The following is a 16,786-nucleotide window of genomic DNA, read 5'->3' as shown; positions in this document are numbered from 1 at the left end:
TCAGCCGGCGGCCACGATCACGTCAAGCACATCCAGTGCGAGCAAGGTGGGGGCGACAGATCTCGCCAGCGGGATGGCCTGCGCCGACACGATATAGCGGCCAGCTGCCGGGCGTACCTGCACGTACAGCGCGGCGATCTGATCGGTGATGCTGGCGGATGGACCCGGGCCCAGCAAGCCGACAGGAGCGTGTCGCCACACCCAGGCCAGCCGGCGCAAGCCAATCGCCCAGGCCTTGATCCAGGGACTCAGGTCTGCGCGTGCATCGCTGGTTTCCAACGCCACTTCGCTGAGGTTGTCGCTGATGTGTGTCAGCGCGGCGTCCAGCGCTGCCACCCATGCCTGGGCTGGCGTGGCACCTTGCGGCAGGCGTGTACGTGGGCGAACAGGGGGGCGGGGGCTGGGTTGCCCCGTTGATGCCTCACGTGCCAGCTGATCCCCCCGGTGGGCCTTGGTCTGGCTGTCCAGCCACAGGCCGTGTCGTGCGACCAGGCCACGGGCGACATCCAGCACGGCGTGCGCATGGCCGTCGATCAACTCGATCTCCAGCTCATGAACGGGCACGCTTCGGTCGCCCGCCGCGATCAACCCCAGGTCCAGCGCGATCTCGACGCGGCCGGCGCGTTGGGGTGTCGCGTCGGTGTGGCTGGTCTGGGCGCGCAGGCGCTGCATGTCCGTCCGGTACAGCTGGATCAGGCCCAGGTGTTCGCCTTTGGGGTCGCGCTCAGGCTGCCAGCCCAGGTCGCGCATCAGGGCCTGGCGAACGGGCTCTGGCTGGTGCAGCGACAGATCGGGTTGGATGGCCTCGCCCGGTGCAAATGCCTTGCTGGCCTGGTTGTCTTCCAGCCGGGTCATGGCATTGGCGCCAGCGGCCTTGAGCGTCTGGACCCAGTCGTCGTCTTCCTGGCGCACACGCAGGGCCGCACGGGCCTTGGCCAGCTTGCGGTCGGAGGTGTCGAAATAGGCGGCCTGGAGCTTTTGAGCGGGTGCCTGGCCACCAGCCAAGGTTGCCAGTTCGGCCTTCACGGCCGCCAAAGCGCCTTGCGGAATCTGGAATTTCAGTTCAATTTCCTGCATGGGCGACATTGTCGGGCCACCGAAAGATGGTTGCGGGTCGCCCAGACCGATAAAATGCCAGCTTTCGCATTTCCTTCACCGAGCTCCAAGCCATGCCGCTTTTCTGGAAACCTTACAAGTCCGACGTGACGCAGTTCATCGACAGTCTGAAGTCGCGTGATCCGCAGCTCGAAGAGCGCCAGCGCCAGGGTCGTGCCCTGTTGTGGGACAAGGAACTCAACCGCGACGACCAGAAGGGTTACCGCGAAGCCAAGGTGGATCAGAAGCCTTACGTCTACTCGACCAAGGCCTGAGCCTCGGGGTTGACCGGTGACGCAAGACGTCCTGGCCGCTGAAGAAGGCGGCCTGCCACCCAAGGAGCTGGACGAGCAGGGCTTGCCCGACATCGTCGACCGCGTGGCACTGGCACGTCTGTATGGCGAACCCCTGTTCGCCATGCCCACGGATCTCTACATCCCGCCAGACGCGCTGGAAGTCTTCCTGGAGACATTCCAGGGCCCGTTGGACCTGCTGCTCTACCTGATCCGCAAGCAGAACTTCAACATCATGGACATCCCGCTGGCGGATGTGACCCGGCAGTACCTGGCCTATGTGGACCAGATCCGCAAGAGCAATCTGGAGCTGGCCTCCGAGTACCTGCTGATGGCGGCGATGCTCATCGAGATCAAGTCGAGGATGCTGCTGCCGCCCAAGAAGACGGAAGAGGGCGAGGAGCCTGAAGACCCGCGCGCCGAGCTGGTTCGCCGTCTGATCGAGTACGAGCAGATGAAGCTGGCGGCCGCCCGGCTGGATCAGTTGCCGTTGCTGGGCCGGGATTTTCTGCGGGTTGAAATCCACAATGATCCGTCCGTGCATGTGCGCCATCCGGATGTGAGCCTGGCCGACCTGCGCGAGGCCTGGATGGACATCCTGCAGCGTGCACGCCTCAACAAACACCACACCATCACCCGCGAAGAACTGTCGGTCCGCGAGTTCATGAGCAACGTCCTGCGTACCTTGCAGGGCAAGCGCTTTGTGGAATTCGAGGATCTGTTTGACACCACCCGGGGCTCTCAGGTCGTGGTCGTGACCTTCATCGCCATGCTGGAACTCGCCCGAGAACGCCTGCTGGAGATCACCCAGGCCGAGGCCTTTGCGCCGATTTACGTGCGCCTGGCTTACCAGCCCGCCTGAGCGCGTCAAGCGCCCCGCCACGGTGGCCCCACCTCTTGAGGGTTTCCCAGCATTTTTTTGCCCACGGCTGCTGGGGACAGCCTAGAATCGCGCCACTTCAGGCTCCCGCTTTGCTGAGGACCATACAAGATGAGCACCCCCGCTGTACCTGATCGCAAGCCCATGACCCTGCATCGTTTGCGCGACATGCACGCCAAGGGCGACAAAATCACCATGCTGACCGCCTACGACGCGACCTTTGCTCGCCTGGTGGACGATGCCGGCGTGGACACCATCCTGGTGGGTGATTCCCTGGGCATGCTGGTCCAGGGTCACAGCAGCACGGTGCCCGTCAGCATCGATGACATGGTCTATCACACCCGTTGCGTGGCCCGTGGCAACCGCACGGCCTGGGTGGTGGGTGATCTGCCTTTTGGCAGCTACCAGGAAAGCCGTGAACAGGCCCTGCGCTCCAGCGTGGCCCTGATGCAGGCCGGTGCGCACATGGTCAAGCTCGAAGGCGGCGGCTGGACGGCCGAGACCGTGCACTTCCTGACCGAGCGTGGCATCCCCGTTTGCGCCCACCTGGGGCTGACCCCGCAAAGCGTGCACGCCCTGGGCGGCTACCGCATCCAGGGGCGTGATGAGGCCGGCTCGCAAACGCTGCGCAAGCACGCGAAGGAACTGGCTGACGCCGGTGCCGCCATGATGGTGCTGGAGCTGATGCCCTCGGCCGTGGCGCGTGATGTGCAGGCCGACAACCCGGGCGTGATGACCATCGGCATTGGCGCCGGGCAGGGCACGGCCGGCCAGGTCCTGGTGCTGCATGACATGCTGCACGTGACCCGTGGCAAGCTGCCACGCTTCGTGCGCAACTTCATGGCCGAAGGCGGCTCGGTGGAAGACGCCGTGCGCCGCTACGTGGCCGCCGTGAAGGACGGTTCCTTCCCTGACGAAGCCGTGCACGGTTACTGATTGATTTTTCCGCTGAGCTGTTTATGAAGATCATTCACACCGTGGCCGAGTTGCGAGCTGAGCTGGCAACGTATCCTTCCGCTCCCGCATTCGTGCCCACCATGGGCAATCTGCATGAGGGGCATCTGGCCCTGATCGCCCAGGCACGTCAACTGGTGGCTGGCAGTGGCAGCCCTGTTGTGGCCAGCATCTTTGTCAACCGCCTGCAGTTCGGCCCCAACGAAGACTTCGATACCTACCCGCGCACACTGGAGCGCGATGCGAAGTTGCTGGATGCAGCAGGCTGCGACATCCTGTTTGCCCCCTCCGAGGCGGAGCTGTATCCCCAGCCCCAAGGCTACAAGGTGGTGCCGCCAACCGAGCTGGCCGACATCCTGGAGGGCGCCTTCCGCCCAGGCTTCTTCACGGGCGTGTGCACCGTGGTCCACAAGCTGTTCAACCTGGTGCAGCCGCGCATCGGTGTGTTCGGCAAGAAGGACTACCAGCAGCTCATGATCATCCGCAACATGGTCGCGCAGATGGGCTTGCCCATCGAGATCCAGGGCGGCGAAACCTTGCGTGCAGACGATGGCCTGGCCTTGTCCTCGCGCAATGGCTATCTGAGCGAGACGGAGCGTGCCGAAGCGGTGCAGATGATCACCGCCTTGCGCGCCGTGAAGACGCAGGTCAATGGTGCGCGCGCTGCAGGTGGTTTGAACCAGGTGAGCCTGGCCGACATCGAGAAACAGGCCATGGCCGCGCTCGATGCGCGTGGCTGGAAGACCGATTACGTGATGGTGCGCCGTCAACGTGACCTGCTGCCCGCCACCGATGCCGAACTGGCACAAGGTGAGCCCCTGGTGAGCCTGGCGGCCTCTCGCCTGGGCAAGACACGCCTGATCGACAACCTCGAACTCTGATCCTGAGCACGCGGGTCTGATTCTTGCGGCATGTCCCGGGTTTTCCCGGTGATGTGCTGTACCCCATGAATCTGTCCCTCAAACGTGCAGGCCTGGTGGCCTGTCTGGCCCTGTCGCTGACCTGCCTTGGTGCATGGGCCCAGTCTTCGTCTACTGACGCTGTCGGTGCTGGTGCTTCGGATGCGGTGGCATCGGAGCCCGCCGCGGCTTCTGCCGTGGAGCCGGCGCCTGCATGGACAGCCGCATCATCTGCCATCGCTGCAGATGCGGTCGCCTCAACAGTCGCAGCAGCATCCACACCTGCGGCTGCGCCAACCAGCCCTCAACGCGTGGCCTTCAGCCAGATCAGCGCCGGTGATACGGCGTGGATGATCGCCGCGTCGGCGCTGGTGCTGCTGATGTCGGTACCAGGCCTGGCCTTGTTCTATGCGGGCATGGTCCGCAAGAAGAACATCCTGGCCACCATGGCACAGACCTTTGCCGTGTCCGCCCTGGTGGCGGTGTTGTGGTTTGTCTGTGGCTACAGTCTGGCCTTCATGCCCGGTTCGGACTGGTTGGGCAGTGCCTCTGCCGTGTTCCTCGACAGCCTGTTCTACGACCGCAGCGCGGCCCTCGTGTCGGTGCATCACCTCGCGCCCACGGTGCCGGAGTCCGTGTTCGTCATGTTCCAGATGACGTTTGCGATCATCACGCCTGCACTCATCACGGGCGCGTTTGCGGAGCGCATGAAGTTCTCTGCGCTGATGTTGTTCATGGCCTTGTGGTCCTTGCTGGTGTACGTGCCGGTGGCACATTGGGTATGGGAGCCCACGGGCTGGCTGGCCAAGGCCGGGGTGCTCGACTTCGCGGGTGGTACGGTGGTCCACATCAATGCGGGCATCGCCGGCTTGGCATGTGCGTGGATGCTGGGGCGACGCATCGGCTTCGGGCAAGAGCCGCTCATGCCCTCCAACCTGGGCTACACCATGATCGGTGCTTCCCTGTTGTGGGTGGGCTGGATGGGCTTCAACGGCGGTTCAGCCTGTGCTGCAGATGGCCGTGCCGGCATGGCCATGCTGGTCACGCAGCTTGGTGCAGCATCTGGGGCGTTGGGCTGGATGGCGGCGGAGTGGGCCGTGCGTGGCACGCCAACCTTGTTGGGCCTGTGCAGTGGTGCCGTGGCCGGGCTCGTGGCCATCACGCCGGCCTCCGGTTTTGTGGATGCCAAGTCTGCCGTGTTGATCGGCGTGATCGCCGGCATGGGGTGCTATTGGGGCGCCACGGGCCTCAAGCGCCTGCTGGGTGCCGATGACTCGCTGGACGTCTTCGGCGTGCACGGCGTGGGCGGTGTCATCGGGGCCTTGCTGACCGGTGTGCTGGCCTCACCGGCGATCGGCGGCGTCAATGGGTCTTTGCAGAATCAGGCCATGGGTGTGATGGCAACCCTGGCTTACAGCGGCATCGTGACCACGGTAATCCTGTGGCTGGTGGACCGCATGGTGGGGCTGCGCGTGAGCCGACAGCAGGAGGTCGACGGTCTCGATCTCAGCCTGCACGGTGAGCGCGTCGAATGAGTGTGGGTTGCTTGATTTAGCAGGAGGTCGTGATGCTGGAGAGCGAAAAATTTGCCATCGCCGCTCATTTGCATGTGTTGCTGCGCCGTACGAACGGGCGCGTGACCGATGTGGAGTGGATGATCAAGAGCCCGGAATATGCGCGCGAGGTCATCCGCGTGGCGCGCACTGAAACGCATGCGGATCTGCACAAGCTGGCAGACAAGCTGGAGGCGGCAGTCGGCGCGGTTCCCTCTGCCGCCTCGCGTCCATCTGCGGCGTCCGCAGCGGCGGGAAGGCCCGGGCAGGCAAGCGGATTTGGCGCCACGGAGCCAGGCGCCGACTCGTCCGGCTTTGCCGCGTCATCAGGCTTTCCTCAGTCGGGCTTTGACCCGGCTGTGGCCCGCAAGCGCTACGTGGGCACCTTGCGTTGAACTGAGTGACTGAGCCTGTGATCAGGCCAGACCGGCACCCATCAACCAGTTGAGAAAGACAGCCTGAGCCGCTTGCTCCAGCTTGTCGCCCCACTGGCGGCTGTCGGCACGCAGTTGAGCCAGGTCGATGCCGGCCGCCGTCAACTCTGCGGTGTGCCCGATGAGCCAGCGTTCGATCTGCTGGCCTTGTGCTTCCAGATGGCATTGCAGGCCCAGTACCGTGTTGCCGATGCTGTAAACCTGATGGCGCACCAGGCGGGTTGAAGCCAGCAGGGTGGCGCCCTCGGGCAGGTCGAAGGTGTCGCCGTGCCAGTGCAGCACCTGATACTCACAGGCAGACAAAGCTTCCATGCAGGAGCTCTGGCCCTCCGGTGTGAGTTGCAGGGCATCCCAGCCGATCTCCTTGGCTGGGCCAGGGTAGACGCGTTGACCGCTGGCTGCAGCAATCATCTGCGCGCCCAGGCAGATGCCCACCAGAGGCTTGCCTGATTGCAGGCGTGCTTTCACCCGGGCGAGCTCGTCCACGATGAAGGGATAACGGTCCGACTCATATACGCCGATGGGGCCACCCAGCACCACCACCAGATCAGCCTGGGCCCATTCCGATTGAGCCTGCGGGCTGCTCAAGTCGTCGACGCCGGCTTGCCTGTATTGAATCGAAAAGCCTGATGCACGCAACAGAGGTTCGAGCGAGCCCAGGTCTTCAAAGCTCACATGCTGCAAGGCCAGACAGGTGCGGGTCATAGCGTCTCCAGAAATGCCACGACCTCATTTTCCACGCGCGTGCGTTTCATCGGTGGCAGGCTCTGCCATATCCGACGGCCGTAAGGTTTATCAATCAGACGGGTGTCACAGATCATGAGCACGCCGCGGTCGGTCTCGCCGCGAATCAGGCGACCCGCACCTTGTTTCAAGGCGATGATGGCTTGAGGCACCTGGTGTTCCATGAAAGGGTTGCCGCCTTGCTGTGACAGCAACTCCAGTCGTTTGGCCAGCACCGGATCATCCGGAGGTGCAAAGGGCAGCTTGTCGATCACGACCAGGGTCAGGGCGTCGCCCTTCACGTCGATGCCTTCCCAGAAGCTGTGGCTGCCCACCAGCACGGCATTGCCTGCACGACGGAAGTCTTCCAGCAAGGTGGGGCGTGGCGCATCGCCTTGCTGCAGCACCGGGAAGGGATCGCCCGACTCGCTGAAAATCTGCTTGAGGCGCTCGGCCGCCTTGGCCACGGCGCGCAGGCTGGTGCACAGCACGAAGGCACGACCTCGGTTGGCCCGGATCAAGGGCAGGGCGGCATCGATCATGGCATCCGTGTGGCCAGGGTCCGATGGTTGCGGCATGGCTTGCGGCACATACAGCATGGCCTGGTTGGCGTAGTCATAGGGGCTGGACCAGGAGTGACAGGCCGCGTCGTCAAGGCCCAGGGCGTGCGTGAAGTGGCCGAAGTCCTTGCGCACGGCCAGCGTGGCCGAGGTGAAGATCCAGGCACGACGCGGCACACCCGGCGTGCTGCTGCCAGCTTGATCCGGTTTGCCTGCGATGGGTGCTGTCGGTGTGCTGGTGGTGGCGCCTTTGCCTGGCACCCCTGCGTCGCCCCCGCCGGCCATCAAGGCCTGCAGGTCATCTTCCTCATCACCATCATCATCAGCATTGTCATCCCAGGGGAGCTCTTCCAGCTGGGCGTTGCGGGCCAGTGCGCCTTCGATGTCATCGTCATCGGGCTCTTCATCCGGTGCGATCTCGACGCTCTCCTGGCCCAGGCCCAGACGCTGCCTGCGGAACACATCGGCCACCGAGATGGGGGTGCGGTGCAGTTGCACGCCGTGTGTGCCCACGTCGACCCAGCACAACTCGGGCTCGCTCGTGCGTTCAGGGGCGCCCCAGGCGCACAGGCGTTGCATGAGCGCATCACTGCGTCGGTGCAACTGGGCGAGGTCCGGGCTGCGTTCGGCCTGGCTGTCCAGCACCTCGCGCACATGCATCAGGGCCTCACGCAGATTGAGCAGGGCCGCGTGCAAGGGGTGGTCGTCGCCCAGTTGGGCAAAGGCCATGCGCTGCATCTGTGGGCCGAAGCACAAGCGCAGATCGCGTGTGCAACGCTCCAGCGGCGAGAGCACATCGTTCCAGTTGGCGCCATCACGTGCCTGCGATTGGCCTGTGGCCAACGTGTCGCGCAGGAGGTCCAGCAGTTGCGCCGTCGAGATCGAATCGCCGAAGAACAGGGTGGCGGTGTCAGGCAACTGATGCGCCTCGTCGAACACGATGGTCTGTGCATTGGGCAGCAGCTCGGGCACACCTTCTTCGCGCAGCATCAGGTCGGCAAAGAAGAGGTGGTGGTTGACCACGACCACATCGGCGTCTTGCGCTTCACGGCGGGCCTTGATGACAAAGCAGTCGTTGTAGTGCTTGCACTCGCTGCCCAGACAGTTCTCGCGCGTTGACGTCACCCGCGCCCAGATCGTGGCGTGTTCGGGCACTTGCGTGCACTCGGCCTTGTCGCCCGTCGGGCTGAGGTGGATGAAGCGGTTGATCAGGCTGAGGTCACGCACCTCCTGCTTGCTGCCCAGCAAGGTGGCATCCTGATTGGCGCGGTCCAGGTGGTGCCAGCACAGGTAGTTGCTGCGACCCTTGAGCAAGGCCGTCTTGATGGGGATGGCCAGTGCGTCCCGCACGGCAGGCAGGTCGCGGTGGTAGAGCTGATCCTGCAGGGCCTTGGTGCCGGTCGACACGATGACCTTGCCGCCTTCCAGCAGCGCGGGCACGAGATAGGCCGCCGTCTTGCCTACGCCGGTGCCGGCCTCCAGCACCACCGTGCCGGCCTGGCGGATCGCCTCCTGAATGGCTTGGGCCATTTCAATCTGTTCGGTCCGCACACGGTAGCCGTCAAAGGCACGCGCGAGCGGACCTGATTCGGAAAACAAGGTGGGCAGGTCCATATCGATCTTCAAGCTGGCGTCCCGCTATTGTCAGGGCGGGAAGCCAGCATGTTGGCCCCTCTGATGGGCGGCCCTTTTGTGGTGCTTGTCAGTAGATCAGGGCGCGGTCCGTACGACGCTGGCCTGCAAGGCGCTGCTCAGGGTGTCGATGCAATCCTGGCGATGCGCGCTGGCAGTGCTGTTGGGATCGCCGCCACGCTCGGCCTTCAGTTGATGCAGCAGCTTGATCGCCTGTTGTCGCAAGATGGCGCGCACATCGGCGCGTGGGCTGGTGCTGCGCACGATGGTCGCAGCCAGGCGGTTGACGTAATCGCGCTGAAGATTGCGCCGAGCGCTTTCGGTGCCAGGTGGCAGGGCCTTGTCAGACCAGACCACCTCCATCAGCGTGCGATGCAACTCGCGCACGGTCAGCGGTTGTTTGTCCTTGTCGCGCGTCTTGTCGATGTTGTCGAGCAGGCGTTCTGCCAGTGCTTCGCTCATCAGGTAACCCTGCACATCACGTTGCAGCACCAGCATCTGCTCTGCCAACGAGAAGTCAGTGGGGACGCCGGTGTGCCCGTCTCCACCTTCCTGGCGGTCCAGGTAATCAGGCGCGAGGCGACGCAGCAGTGCAGGGGGCAGGTTCAGCGCCTGTGGCGACAGGAAGCTGCTCAACAGCAAGTCCAACGCGGCGCGCTGCTGTGACGAGGGCAGCGGGTCCAGCAGGTCGCGACCACTGCCCGGCGCATCACGGCGTGTGACCACGCCACCAACCTGCCTCAGCAAGATCTGGCTGGTCCGTGCCATGTCACGCAGACCGTAGCTCACACTGCGGCGCAGCAAGGTCACGTCGTCCTGCGGCGTCAAGGTGCGCGTACTCTGGCGCTGGAAGAGGTCCTGCACGATGGCCAGGCGGGTGCGGGCAAAAGCGACCGGGTCATTGCCCAGGTCGAACACAAGCGATTGGGGGTCCAGCCCCAGGGCGTTGTCTTCGTCTGTGCCAAAAGCAAGGGCATCGGTTTGCGCTGGGTCGGCACTGCGCTGCGCGATGTCCTGCAGGGTTTTCCTGGCCGCCGCAGCGTCCTCGGGCAGGGCTTTGTAGCCGTACTCGATGGCCCAGTAGTCGTAGGGCCCCAGGGTGGTCTGGAAAGGGGCACCCGCGCGTTGGCCCGGCATGGGCAGGTTGATGGGCGCGTAGTCCATCACCGAGGCGCTGTTGCCTTTTGTTCGAGTCAGTTCAGGGTCGGTCAGCTCCTGGGCGGTGTGCCAGCGCGACGCCCGGAAGTTGTGGCGCAAGCCAAGCGTGTGCCCGACCTCGTGCATGGTGGTGTCCTTGATGTAGGCCAGCACGAACTCCTTGACCTGTGGGCTGTCTGGATCCAGCACACCCTGGGTTTCCAGCACGTCCAGGGCGAGGCCGAGTTGCTCCGAGGCTTCTTGTCCGTGCTGACAGGCATCGGGTGACAAGGGCTCGGTCTGTGTCTGGTTGTTGGCGGATATGAACTGGCTGCGCACAGTGCGAATCGAGCGCGAAGACAGGCTTTCCAGCGCGATGTCGGCGTCCAGGATCTCACCGGTACGAGGGTCCACATGCGTAGGGCCGATGGCACCGAAGACCGGACCGGAGTTGGTCATCCATCGGATGGATGTGTGGCCTGTTTCGAGCGTGTCGAAGGGCTTGTCCGTCGGTGGTGTTCGGACTTCGATGGCGTTCTTGAAGCCGATGGCCTCAAAGGCCTTGTTCCATTCCAGGATGCCTTCGGTGATGGTGGGCCGATAGGCATCGGGGATGCTGGGGTCCAGCCAGAACACGATGGGGCGCACCGGTTCGGACAAGGCCGCTGCAGGATCCTTCTTTTCCAGGCGCCAGCGGTTGATATAGCGTTGGCGCGGCGTGCGCGCCAGATCGTCCGTGAAGTCTGCCACGGTCGTGGTGAAGTAGCCTACGCGGGGATCGGCCGCACGCGTGCTCATGGGCTTGTCAGGCAGGGCAGACAGGCTGTAGTGCACGGTGATGAACATGCTGCGCGGATCCGGCACGGACAAGGGCACGGAAGACATTGGCGTGCCCGGTACACCTGGGCCCGCCGCGATGCCGGCCGTTGCGAAATGCTGAGACACCTCGAACACGAGCGCGCTATTTTGCGAGCGAGCCTCCTGCAGGAAGGAGTTGCGGCCGTCCAGGCCATAGCTCTGGCGATAGGTACGCTGCAGGTGTTGCGCCACGCCCAGCAGATCGCTCAGCAGCAGGGCGTTCGCTTCGATCAGGACGGCACCCGACTTGGCGTGGGGTGCGCTGGCAAGCGGCACGCTGCCCAGCAAGCTGGGCGAGAACGCGGCCTGCACGGCCCGCGCTTGGGGCGTGCCCTTCTGGGCCGTGTAGGCACTGTTGATGGCCAGCAGTTGCACCTGCTGCTGCACCTTGCGGAACTCGACCCATTGCGGACGGCCAACCTGCGCCCAACGGCTTTGCATCAGCCCGCCAAAGACGCCGGCTTCACCGATGCCGGAAGCCAGCTTGGGAGACAGGAAGAACGGTTTGCCGAAGGCCTCGGGCGACAGCTCGATCCAGACCTTGTCCTGACGCTTCCAGATGGGCAGCAGGCCCTCCTGGCGATCGGCGCCCTTGATGACCGAGTCAAACGGCGGTTGTTGGGGCGCTGGCGCGTTTGACGCGCTGCCATTGGCTTGAGTTGAAACCGTTGCGGTTTGCGGCGTGGGTGTAGCAGGTGCGGGGCCGGGCTTGCCTGCGCCATTGAGCGTGCTGCAAGCGCTGAGTGCCAGTGTCAGCCAGACGGCGCTGAACAGCGGGTTGGGCGCCCGGTTCATGGCAAAAGGCTGTCGCTGGGTGGCGTTCTCGGAGAGTCGGGCAAATCGCATCATGGGTTGGGACCATACCACTGACACCATGGCAGTCAGCCTGTGTGAAACCAAGAAAAAACCCGGCTGATGCGGTGCATTCAGCCGGGTTCATATTTGGTTATGCGCTTGGCGTATTACTGTGCTGGCGCAGGGAACCAGTCCTTCACGAAAGCCAGACCAGGGTAGTCGTGAATCAGCAGCGGGCCGAACGACACCACCACCAGACCAACCGTGATCACGGCCAGCGGCAGGACCCAGCGTTCGTAGCGACGGTAGAAGCCCAGGTGCTTCACTTCGTCGTCGGCTTCCGTCACTTCCTCTTCGCCAATCACCTGACGCGTCAGCAACTGATTGAGCGCAACAGGTGGCAGCAGGTAACCCAGCTCGAACGCGACCAGCGTCATCATCCAGAAGTGCAGCGGGTCGATGTTGTTGGCGTAAGCGATTGGAGCCAGCGTGCCCGACACCAGCACCACAGCACCGAACGGATCCATGATCATGCCCAGGATCACCTTGGTCACCACCAGGAAGGCCATCGCCGTCCAGTGATTCTCGAAGACCTTGGGGAAGAAGCCCATGACTTCGGAGCGTTCGATCACGCCACCCATGGCCAGCGACAGCGTCATCAGGCTGAGCAGGGCGCCGATGTGGCCGATGGTCTCGTTCGTGGCGTAGCGGATCGAGGTCTCGACGCCGTCCTGGCGGTGGCTGGCGTAGTCAGGCGTGATCTCTGCCTTGCCCCTGTTGGTCATCTTGTCGTAGACCAGGATCAGGATCAGCAGCACCGGCATGATGGTCGGCGCCGTGATTTCATTGAGCTTGGTTTCCAGCGCGAACTCATAGATGGCCACGATGGCGATCACGAGCAACACGTAAGGCAGCAGCGGCACGCACTGGCGAATCATCGCGGGGATGGCCACCATCGGCGACTCGATGTTGGCGCGTTCGGTGCGCAGCATCTGAGAAGCCAGGAAGAACAGCGTGGATGTCAGCAGGAACACATAGAAGCCCCAGTGGTAGAGGCCGGATGTGGTCACCTGCTTGTTCAACGCGGCAATGAACACCACCAGCAGGCAGGGGCGCAGCACCACGCCCAGCGAACCGGACATGGCCGTGGCGGCCAGCGCGAACTGACGCGAACCACCTGAGGCACGCACCTCGTGATAGATGATGCCGCCAGCGGCGATCACGAAGATACCCGATGCGCCGGTGTAGGCCGTCGCGAACGAGGCCCCAATCAGGATGATGTAGGTCAGCAGTTGTGGGGACAGGTTCCATGGACGCAGCACGTTCATGAACATGTCGACGATGCGGCTTTGCTTGAGCAGCATGCCGGCCCAGATGAACAGGCCCAGGTTCATGAAGATGCTGGGCAGTTCCATCAACTGGTTGATGTAGATGGCCAGGCCTGCATGGTGACCCTTGATCAGGAAGTACAGGCCAGCCACGGTGGCCATCTGTGCATACAGCGGGATGGCCAGGAAGGCGCCGGACCAGTCACCTTCACCGTGGGGTGATTTGACCGGCATGATCACGCGCTTGACGTTGATCAGCAGCAGGATGGTGAACAAGGCCATCCAGATGTAATGGATCAGCGGGTGTTCGATGGGCACGCCGGAGCCTTGCAGGATCTGGTAGTAGCGCACTGCCGAGAACAACAGCAAACCCGATGAAACCACCTGGGATACCGATTGCAGCAGGTAGTCCTTGGTGTAGTGACCGGGGCGGATGCCGATGTGGTGGAAGCCCAGTGTCGTGGTGATGGCGGCGATCGCCACCATCAGCAACAGGATCAGCGGCCGGTTGTCGGTGCCCACCTGGAACAGGCCGAAGAAGCTGGTTTCCAGCGTACGGTAAGCCTTGACCTGAGGTGTCTGGTGTTGCAGGACCTTGTTGTAGATGTCGTGCTTGGCCTTGCAGATGGTCAGGGCCTGCTCGATCGACTTGCGCAGCACCTCGGGATCGGCCGCCTTCTGCTCGCCGAAGATGTCGTCGATGTCGTCACCCTTGGTTGCGGGTGCGGCCAGTTGTTTGGCCAGTTCTGCATCGACGTTGACATTGGCGTCGCAGTCGGGTTTGGTGGGTTCGGCCCGCAGCATGAAATACTGCACCTGCGCCTGGGAGTCACCAAACATGGATTCGCCCAGTTTCAGCAACTGGCCGTGAACCATCTCACCCGTGCCGACGATCAGCGTCAGCAACAGCAGGGCAAAGACGGGCAGGCTGGAGAACCATTCGAGGAAGGTTCGACCCAGGATCTTTCGGGAGTCAGGGGTGTTCATTGGCAATCACGCGACTGTGCTGACCTTGTGTTGATCAGCCGTCCAAAGGGGAAGGGCCAGGTGGCCCCTCGGCGGTATCAGCAGTACTGCATGGCAGCCTGGTCAGGCTGCCTCTGCCTGGATCACTTCCACTCTACTTCTGACTTGGTTGAGCACTCGGGGTCAGCCGGGTTCACGTTGCAGCGGATCTTCTTGATGATCCGCAGGCCCACCTTGTCGTAGAGGCCCTTTTGCGCGATGTCGATGCGCGATTCACGCAGCATCAAGGTGTACTTGTACGAGTTCTCGGAGCTCAGTTCCATCCAGGCGGCTGGAGGGATGCTGGCGTCGGCCTGCTTGATCAGCTGCAGTGCGCGGTCAAACTGGCTGGACCAGTATTCGCGCGACTTCTCGCCGAAGCCTTCAGGGAACTTGGTCTTGTTGAGCACGACCTGATAGGTCAGGATCATGATCGGGAAGCGCGTGATGCCACCGGTCTTGCCGATGCCCTTGTAGAGCTCCAGCGGCTTGTAGGCCATGGTGGGGGCTGCAATCATGTCCACCGAGCCGTTGTTGAACTTGGTGGAGAAGTTGGTGATGTCGGCCGACACCGGTTGTGCACCGATGCGCTGGATCATCACGGCCTGAGCCTTGTCATAGTCGAACGAGGCAATGCGCTTGCCAGCCAGGGCTTCGACCGTGTTGATCTTGCGATCGTTGAGGATCGGGTAGGCGGCGCCCAGCGGCGTGATGCCGCCGATTTCATAGTTGCCGTCGATCATGTACTTCGACGCAGCAGGCGATGCGTAAGTCTGGATGATCTTGCGGACCACGTCGTAGCTGGCGGCGATGTCGATCTTGCCGTCCTTGACGATGGTGGTGGCACCGAGGGTGTCGATGGAGCCGGCCACGGCGTTGAACTGGCGTGTGCGGAAGGCGGTGGCAATCACGCCATCACATTGACCGGTACGGAAGTCTTCCGAGGCAACGCGCTCGTCGGTGTAACCCTTGAGCTCGACGCTGGCGCCGTACTTCTGCATGGCGACGGCATAGTCCTTGGCCATGTTGAAGAGGTCGCCGGCGGTACCCAGCAAGTCGTAAACGCAAACCTTCTGCGCAGCCTGGGCAGACGTGGCGGCACCCATTGCCACCAGCACGGCCAGGCTGGTTTTGCCCAATTTCTTGACCAACTTCATCATGTCTCCTCGGAACCAAAAAAAAGCCAGGGGGCCGCTGAGGGTCCCCTGTACTCTGCCGCTTTTCCGGCACACAAAATCGATCACTTGTCGTGATCTGTATCGTCAGCTTTGTAACTATATCTGGTCAACGGTTTCTTGAGGTAAACCCCTTCCCACACACACGGGGGAAGGGAATTCCCTTGGCATGATCTATCGTTAACCGACATCAATCACTTGAGAAAACTGTCGGCGTCGATGTCGACGGCCTTCTCATCCCAGAACTTGCCCAGGCTGGCGATCGGGGTGCGGGTGCCTGCACCTTGTGTCCACATGCGGTCGGACACGTTCATCAGCTGGGATTGGGCAATGGCGTCGATCAGGCGATAGTCGGCGTTGGGCTTGAAGTCCTTGTTGGCTGTGAAGCGCTTGATGATCTGACGCACGGCGGCCTTGTCATCGAGCGACTGATAGGCCACGGCGGCCATCACGTGGGACAGGCGCACGCCAGCGAGTTCGCCGAGCTTCATGGAGACGTCGAACGTGCCCTTGACGTCCTTGCCGTCAGAGCCGCCGGGGAGGATGCTCCACACGGCAGCGCGAGCGGCCTGAGGCGCACCCCACCACTTGTTGTTGTCCAGGCAGTTCATGGCCTTTTCAACCAGCGGCGCGGTGTCGGTGGGCACGCCCACGACCTGTTGAGCGGCGATGTCGTTCTGCATGGCTTGCAGGCCGGCTACAGAGCCCAGCAGGTACACCAGTTCGTCAAAGTCACGCTTGAAGGCGGGGCAGGTTGAGCCGTACTTGAAGAAGTACTTCTGCTCCAGCTTGTTGCGCATGCGGTAGAAGGCGGTGTACTGACGCTCTGCAGCGACGGCCAGCAGGCGCTTCTGGGCGATGCGAGCGTCCTGGGCTTCGTCGGCGCGCTTTTCACGGGCAGCGCGCAAGTAGCGCATTTCTTCGGCGATGGCCTGGTTCTCGGAGCACACGCCAGCCGAGGACATCAGCACCGATTCCATCAGGGAAGGGTCACCATAGAAATTGCGAGCAGCACCGACCAGGGGGCCGTTGACCATCGCAAAGCTGCAAGCCATTTCAACGTCGCGACCTTGCAGGGTGGGAGGCGTGAAGCCATCTTCCAGAATGCTGAGTGTCGTGCCGCTCACATTGGACTCGATCAGGGCGCAACCACCCATGGTCAGCGCCGAAACGGCCACGGCGGTTGATGCGAGCAGGCGGGTAATCCGAGGGGTCATCAAGAAGTCTCCAGCAAGAATCGTCAGTATTTACCGGCTTCGGGGCCAGGGCCGGTATGGGGCAAGGTTCTGTTTATTTGTCACTTGGCAAACCTTCACCCGGGTCCCTGAATCGTTTGTGTCACCAGTTTTCACTGAGCACTTTGGGCGCATCTGCCAATGCCAAAAATTCCTCGAAATTCTAGCCCCCGCAGGGGGTGCCCCCTCTGACGTAAACCCTAGGGATAGCCCCCGAATGGCAAGCGAAA

General features: G+C 62.8%; 13 protein-coding genes. 6 read left to right on the top strand and 7 right to left on the bottom strand.

Going from position 1 to position 16,786, the window contains the following annotated elements; genetic code table 11:
• The gene (locus VFW93_RS10340) at window positions 1-1,077 is read right to left on the bottom strand and encodes a CYTH domain-containing protein (RefSeq protein ID WP_329693911.1); all 1,077 of its coding nucleotides are present in this window, start codon (window positions 1,075-1,077) and stop codon (window positions 1-3) included.
• A 92-nt stretch (window positions 1,078-1,169) separates the two neighbouring features.
• On the opposite strand from VFW93_RS10340, the gene VFW93_RS10335 reads away from it, so the two are divergent.
• The 6 genes from VFW93_RS10335 (at window position 1,170) to VFW93_RS10310 (ending at window position 6,069) form a co-directional block, all read left to right on the top strand.
• Entirely contained in the window at window positions 1,170-1,370 is a 201-nt protein-coding gene (locus VFW93_RS10335) for a DUF3460 family protein (protein ID WP_290676393.1), read from the top strand.
• Window positions 1,371-1,401: 31 nt separating this feature from the next.
• Window positions 1,402-2,250 carry a segregation and condensation protein A gene (locus VFW93_RS10330; protein ID WP_414639646.1) on the top strand — a complete coding sequence of 283 codons (849 nt, stop codon included), beginning with the start codon at window positions 1,402-1,404 and terminating at the stop codon, window positions 2,248-2,250.
• Window positions 2,251-2,379: 129 nt separating this feature from the next.
• Window positions 2,380-3,204, top strand: coding sequence for a 3-methyl-2-oxobutanoate hydroxymethyltransferase (gene panB / locus VFW93_RS10325; RefSeq protein WP_329693910.1), 825 nt, complete (start codon window positions 2,380-2,382; stop codon window positions 3,202-3,204).
• Window positions 3,205-3,227: 23 nt separating this feature from the next.
• Window positions 3,228-4,103, top strand: coding sequence for a pantoate--beta-alanine ligase (gene panC, locus VFW93_RS10320; RefSeq protein ID WP_329693909.1), 876 nt, complete (start codon window positions 3,228-3,230; stop codon window positions 4,101-4,103).
• 65 nt (window positions 4,104-4,168) lie between these two features.
• A complete protein-coding gene (locus VFW93_RS10315; protein WP_329693908.1) occupies window positions 4,169-5,656 on the top strand; it encodes an ammonium transporter in 1,488 nt (495 codons plus the stop codon).
• Window positions 5,657-5,688: 32 nt separating this feature from the next.
• Window positions 5,689-6,069: a hypothetical protein gene (locus tag VFW93_RS10310; RefSeq protein ID WP_329693907.1), complete on the top strand. Its 381-nt coding sequence runs from the start codon at window positions 5,689-5,691 to the stop codon at window positions 6,067-6,069.
• Between the two features lie 21 nt (window positions 6,070-6,090).
• On the opposite strand, the gene VFW93_RS10305 is transcribed toward VFW93_RS10310, so the two are convergent.
• From VFW93_RS10305 to VFW93_RS10280, 6 genes are all read right to left on the bottom strand, one after another.
• Window positions 6,091-6,813 (bottom strand): glutamine amidotransferase, encoded by a 723-nt coding sequence (locus VFW93_RS10305; RefSeq protein WP_329693906.1) that lies wholly within the window; start codon window positions 6,811-6,813, stop codon window positions 6,091-6,093.
• Entirely contained in the window at window positions 6,810-9,005 is a 2,196-nt protein-coding gene (locus tag VFW93_RS10300) for an ATP-dependent DNA helicase (RefSeq protein WP_329693905.1), read from the bottom strand. The genes VFW93_RS10305 and VFW93_RS10300 overlap by 4 nt, the downstream gene beginning before the upstream one ends.
• Before the next feature lie 96 nt (window positions 9,006-9,101).
• Window positions 9,102-11,867, bottom strand: coding sequence for a zinc-dependent metalloprotease (locus VFW93_RS10295; protein ID WP_329693904.1), 2,766 nt, complete (start codon window positions 11,865-11,867; stop codon window positions 9,102-9,104).
• A gap of 113 nt (window positions 11,868-11,980) precedes the next feature.
• On the bottom strand, window positions 11,981-14,128 hold the full coding sequence (locus VFW93_RS10290; RefSeq protein ID WP_329693903.1) for a TRAP transporter large permease subunit: 2,148 nt from the start codon (window positions 14,126-14,128) through the stop codon (window positions 11,981-11,983).
• 122 nt (window positions 14,129-14,250) lie between these two features.
• Entirely contained in the window at window positions 14,251-15,306 is a 1,056-nt protein-coding gene (locus tag VFW93_RS10285) for a putative solute-binding protein (RefSeq protein WP_329693902.1), read from the bottom strand.
• Window positions 15,307-15,515: 209 nt separating this feature from the next.
• The gene (locus VFW93_RS10280; RefSeq protein ID WP_329693901.1) at window positions 15,516-16,538 is read right to left on the bottom strand and encodes a hypothetical protein; all 1,023 of its coding nucleotides are present in this window, start codon (window positions 16,536-16,538) and stop codon (window positions 15,516-15,518) included.
• Window positions 16,539-16,786: the final 248 nt, after the last annotated feature.

This window comes from Aquabacterium sp. (genome assembly GCF_036279675.1).
Lineage (GTDB): Bacteria > Pseudomonadota > Gammaproteobacteria > Burkholderiales > Burkholderiaceae_C > Aquabacterium.
Note: the sequence above shows the minus strand (reverse complement) of the source record. Positions and strands in the feature narration are given on the sequence as shown.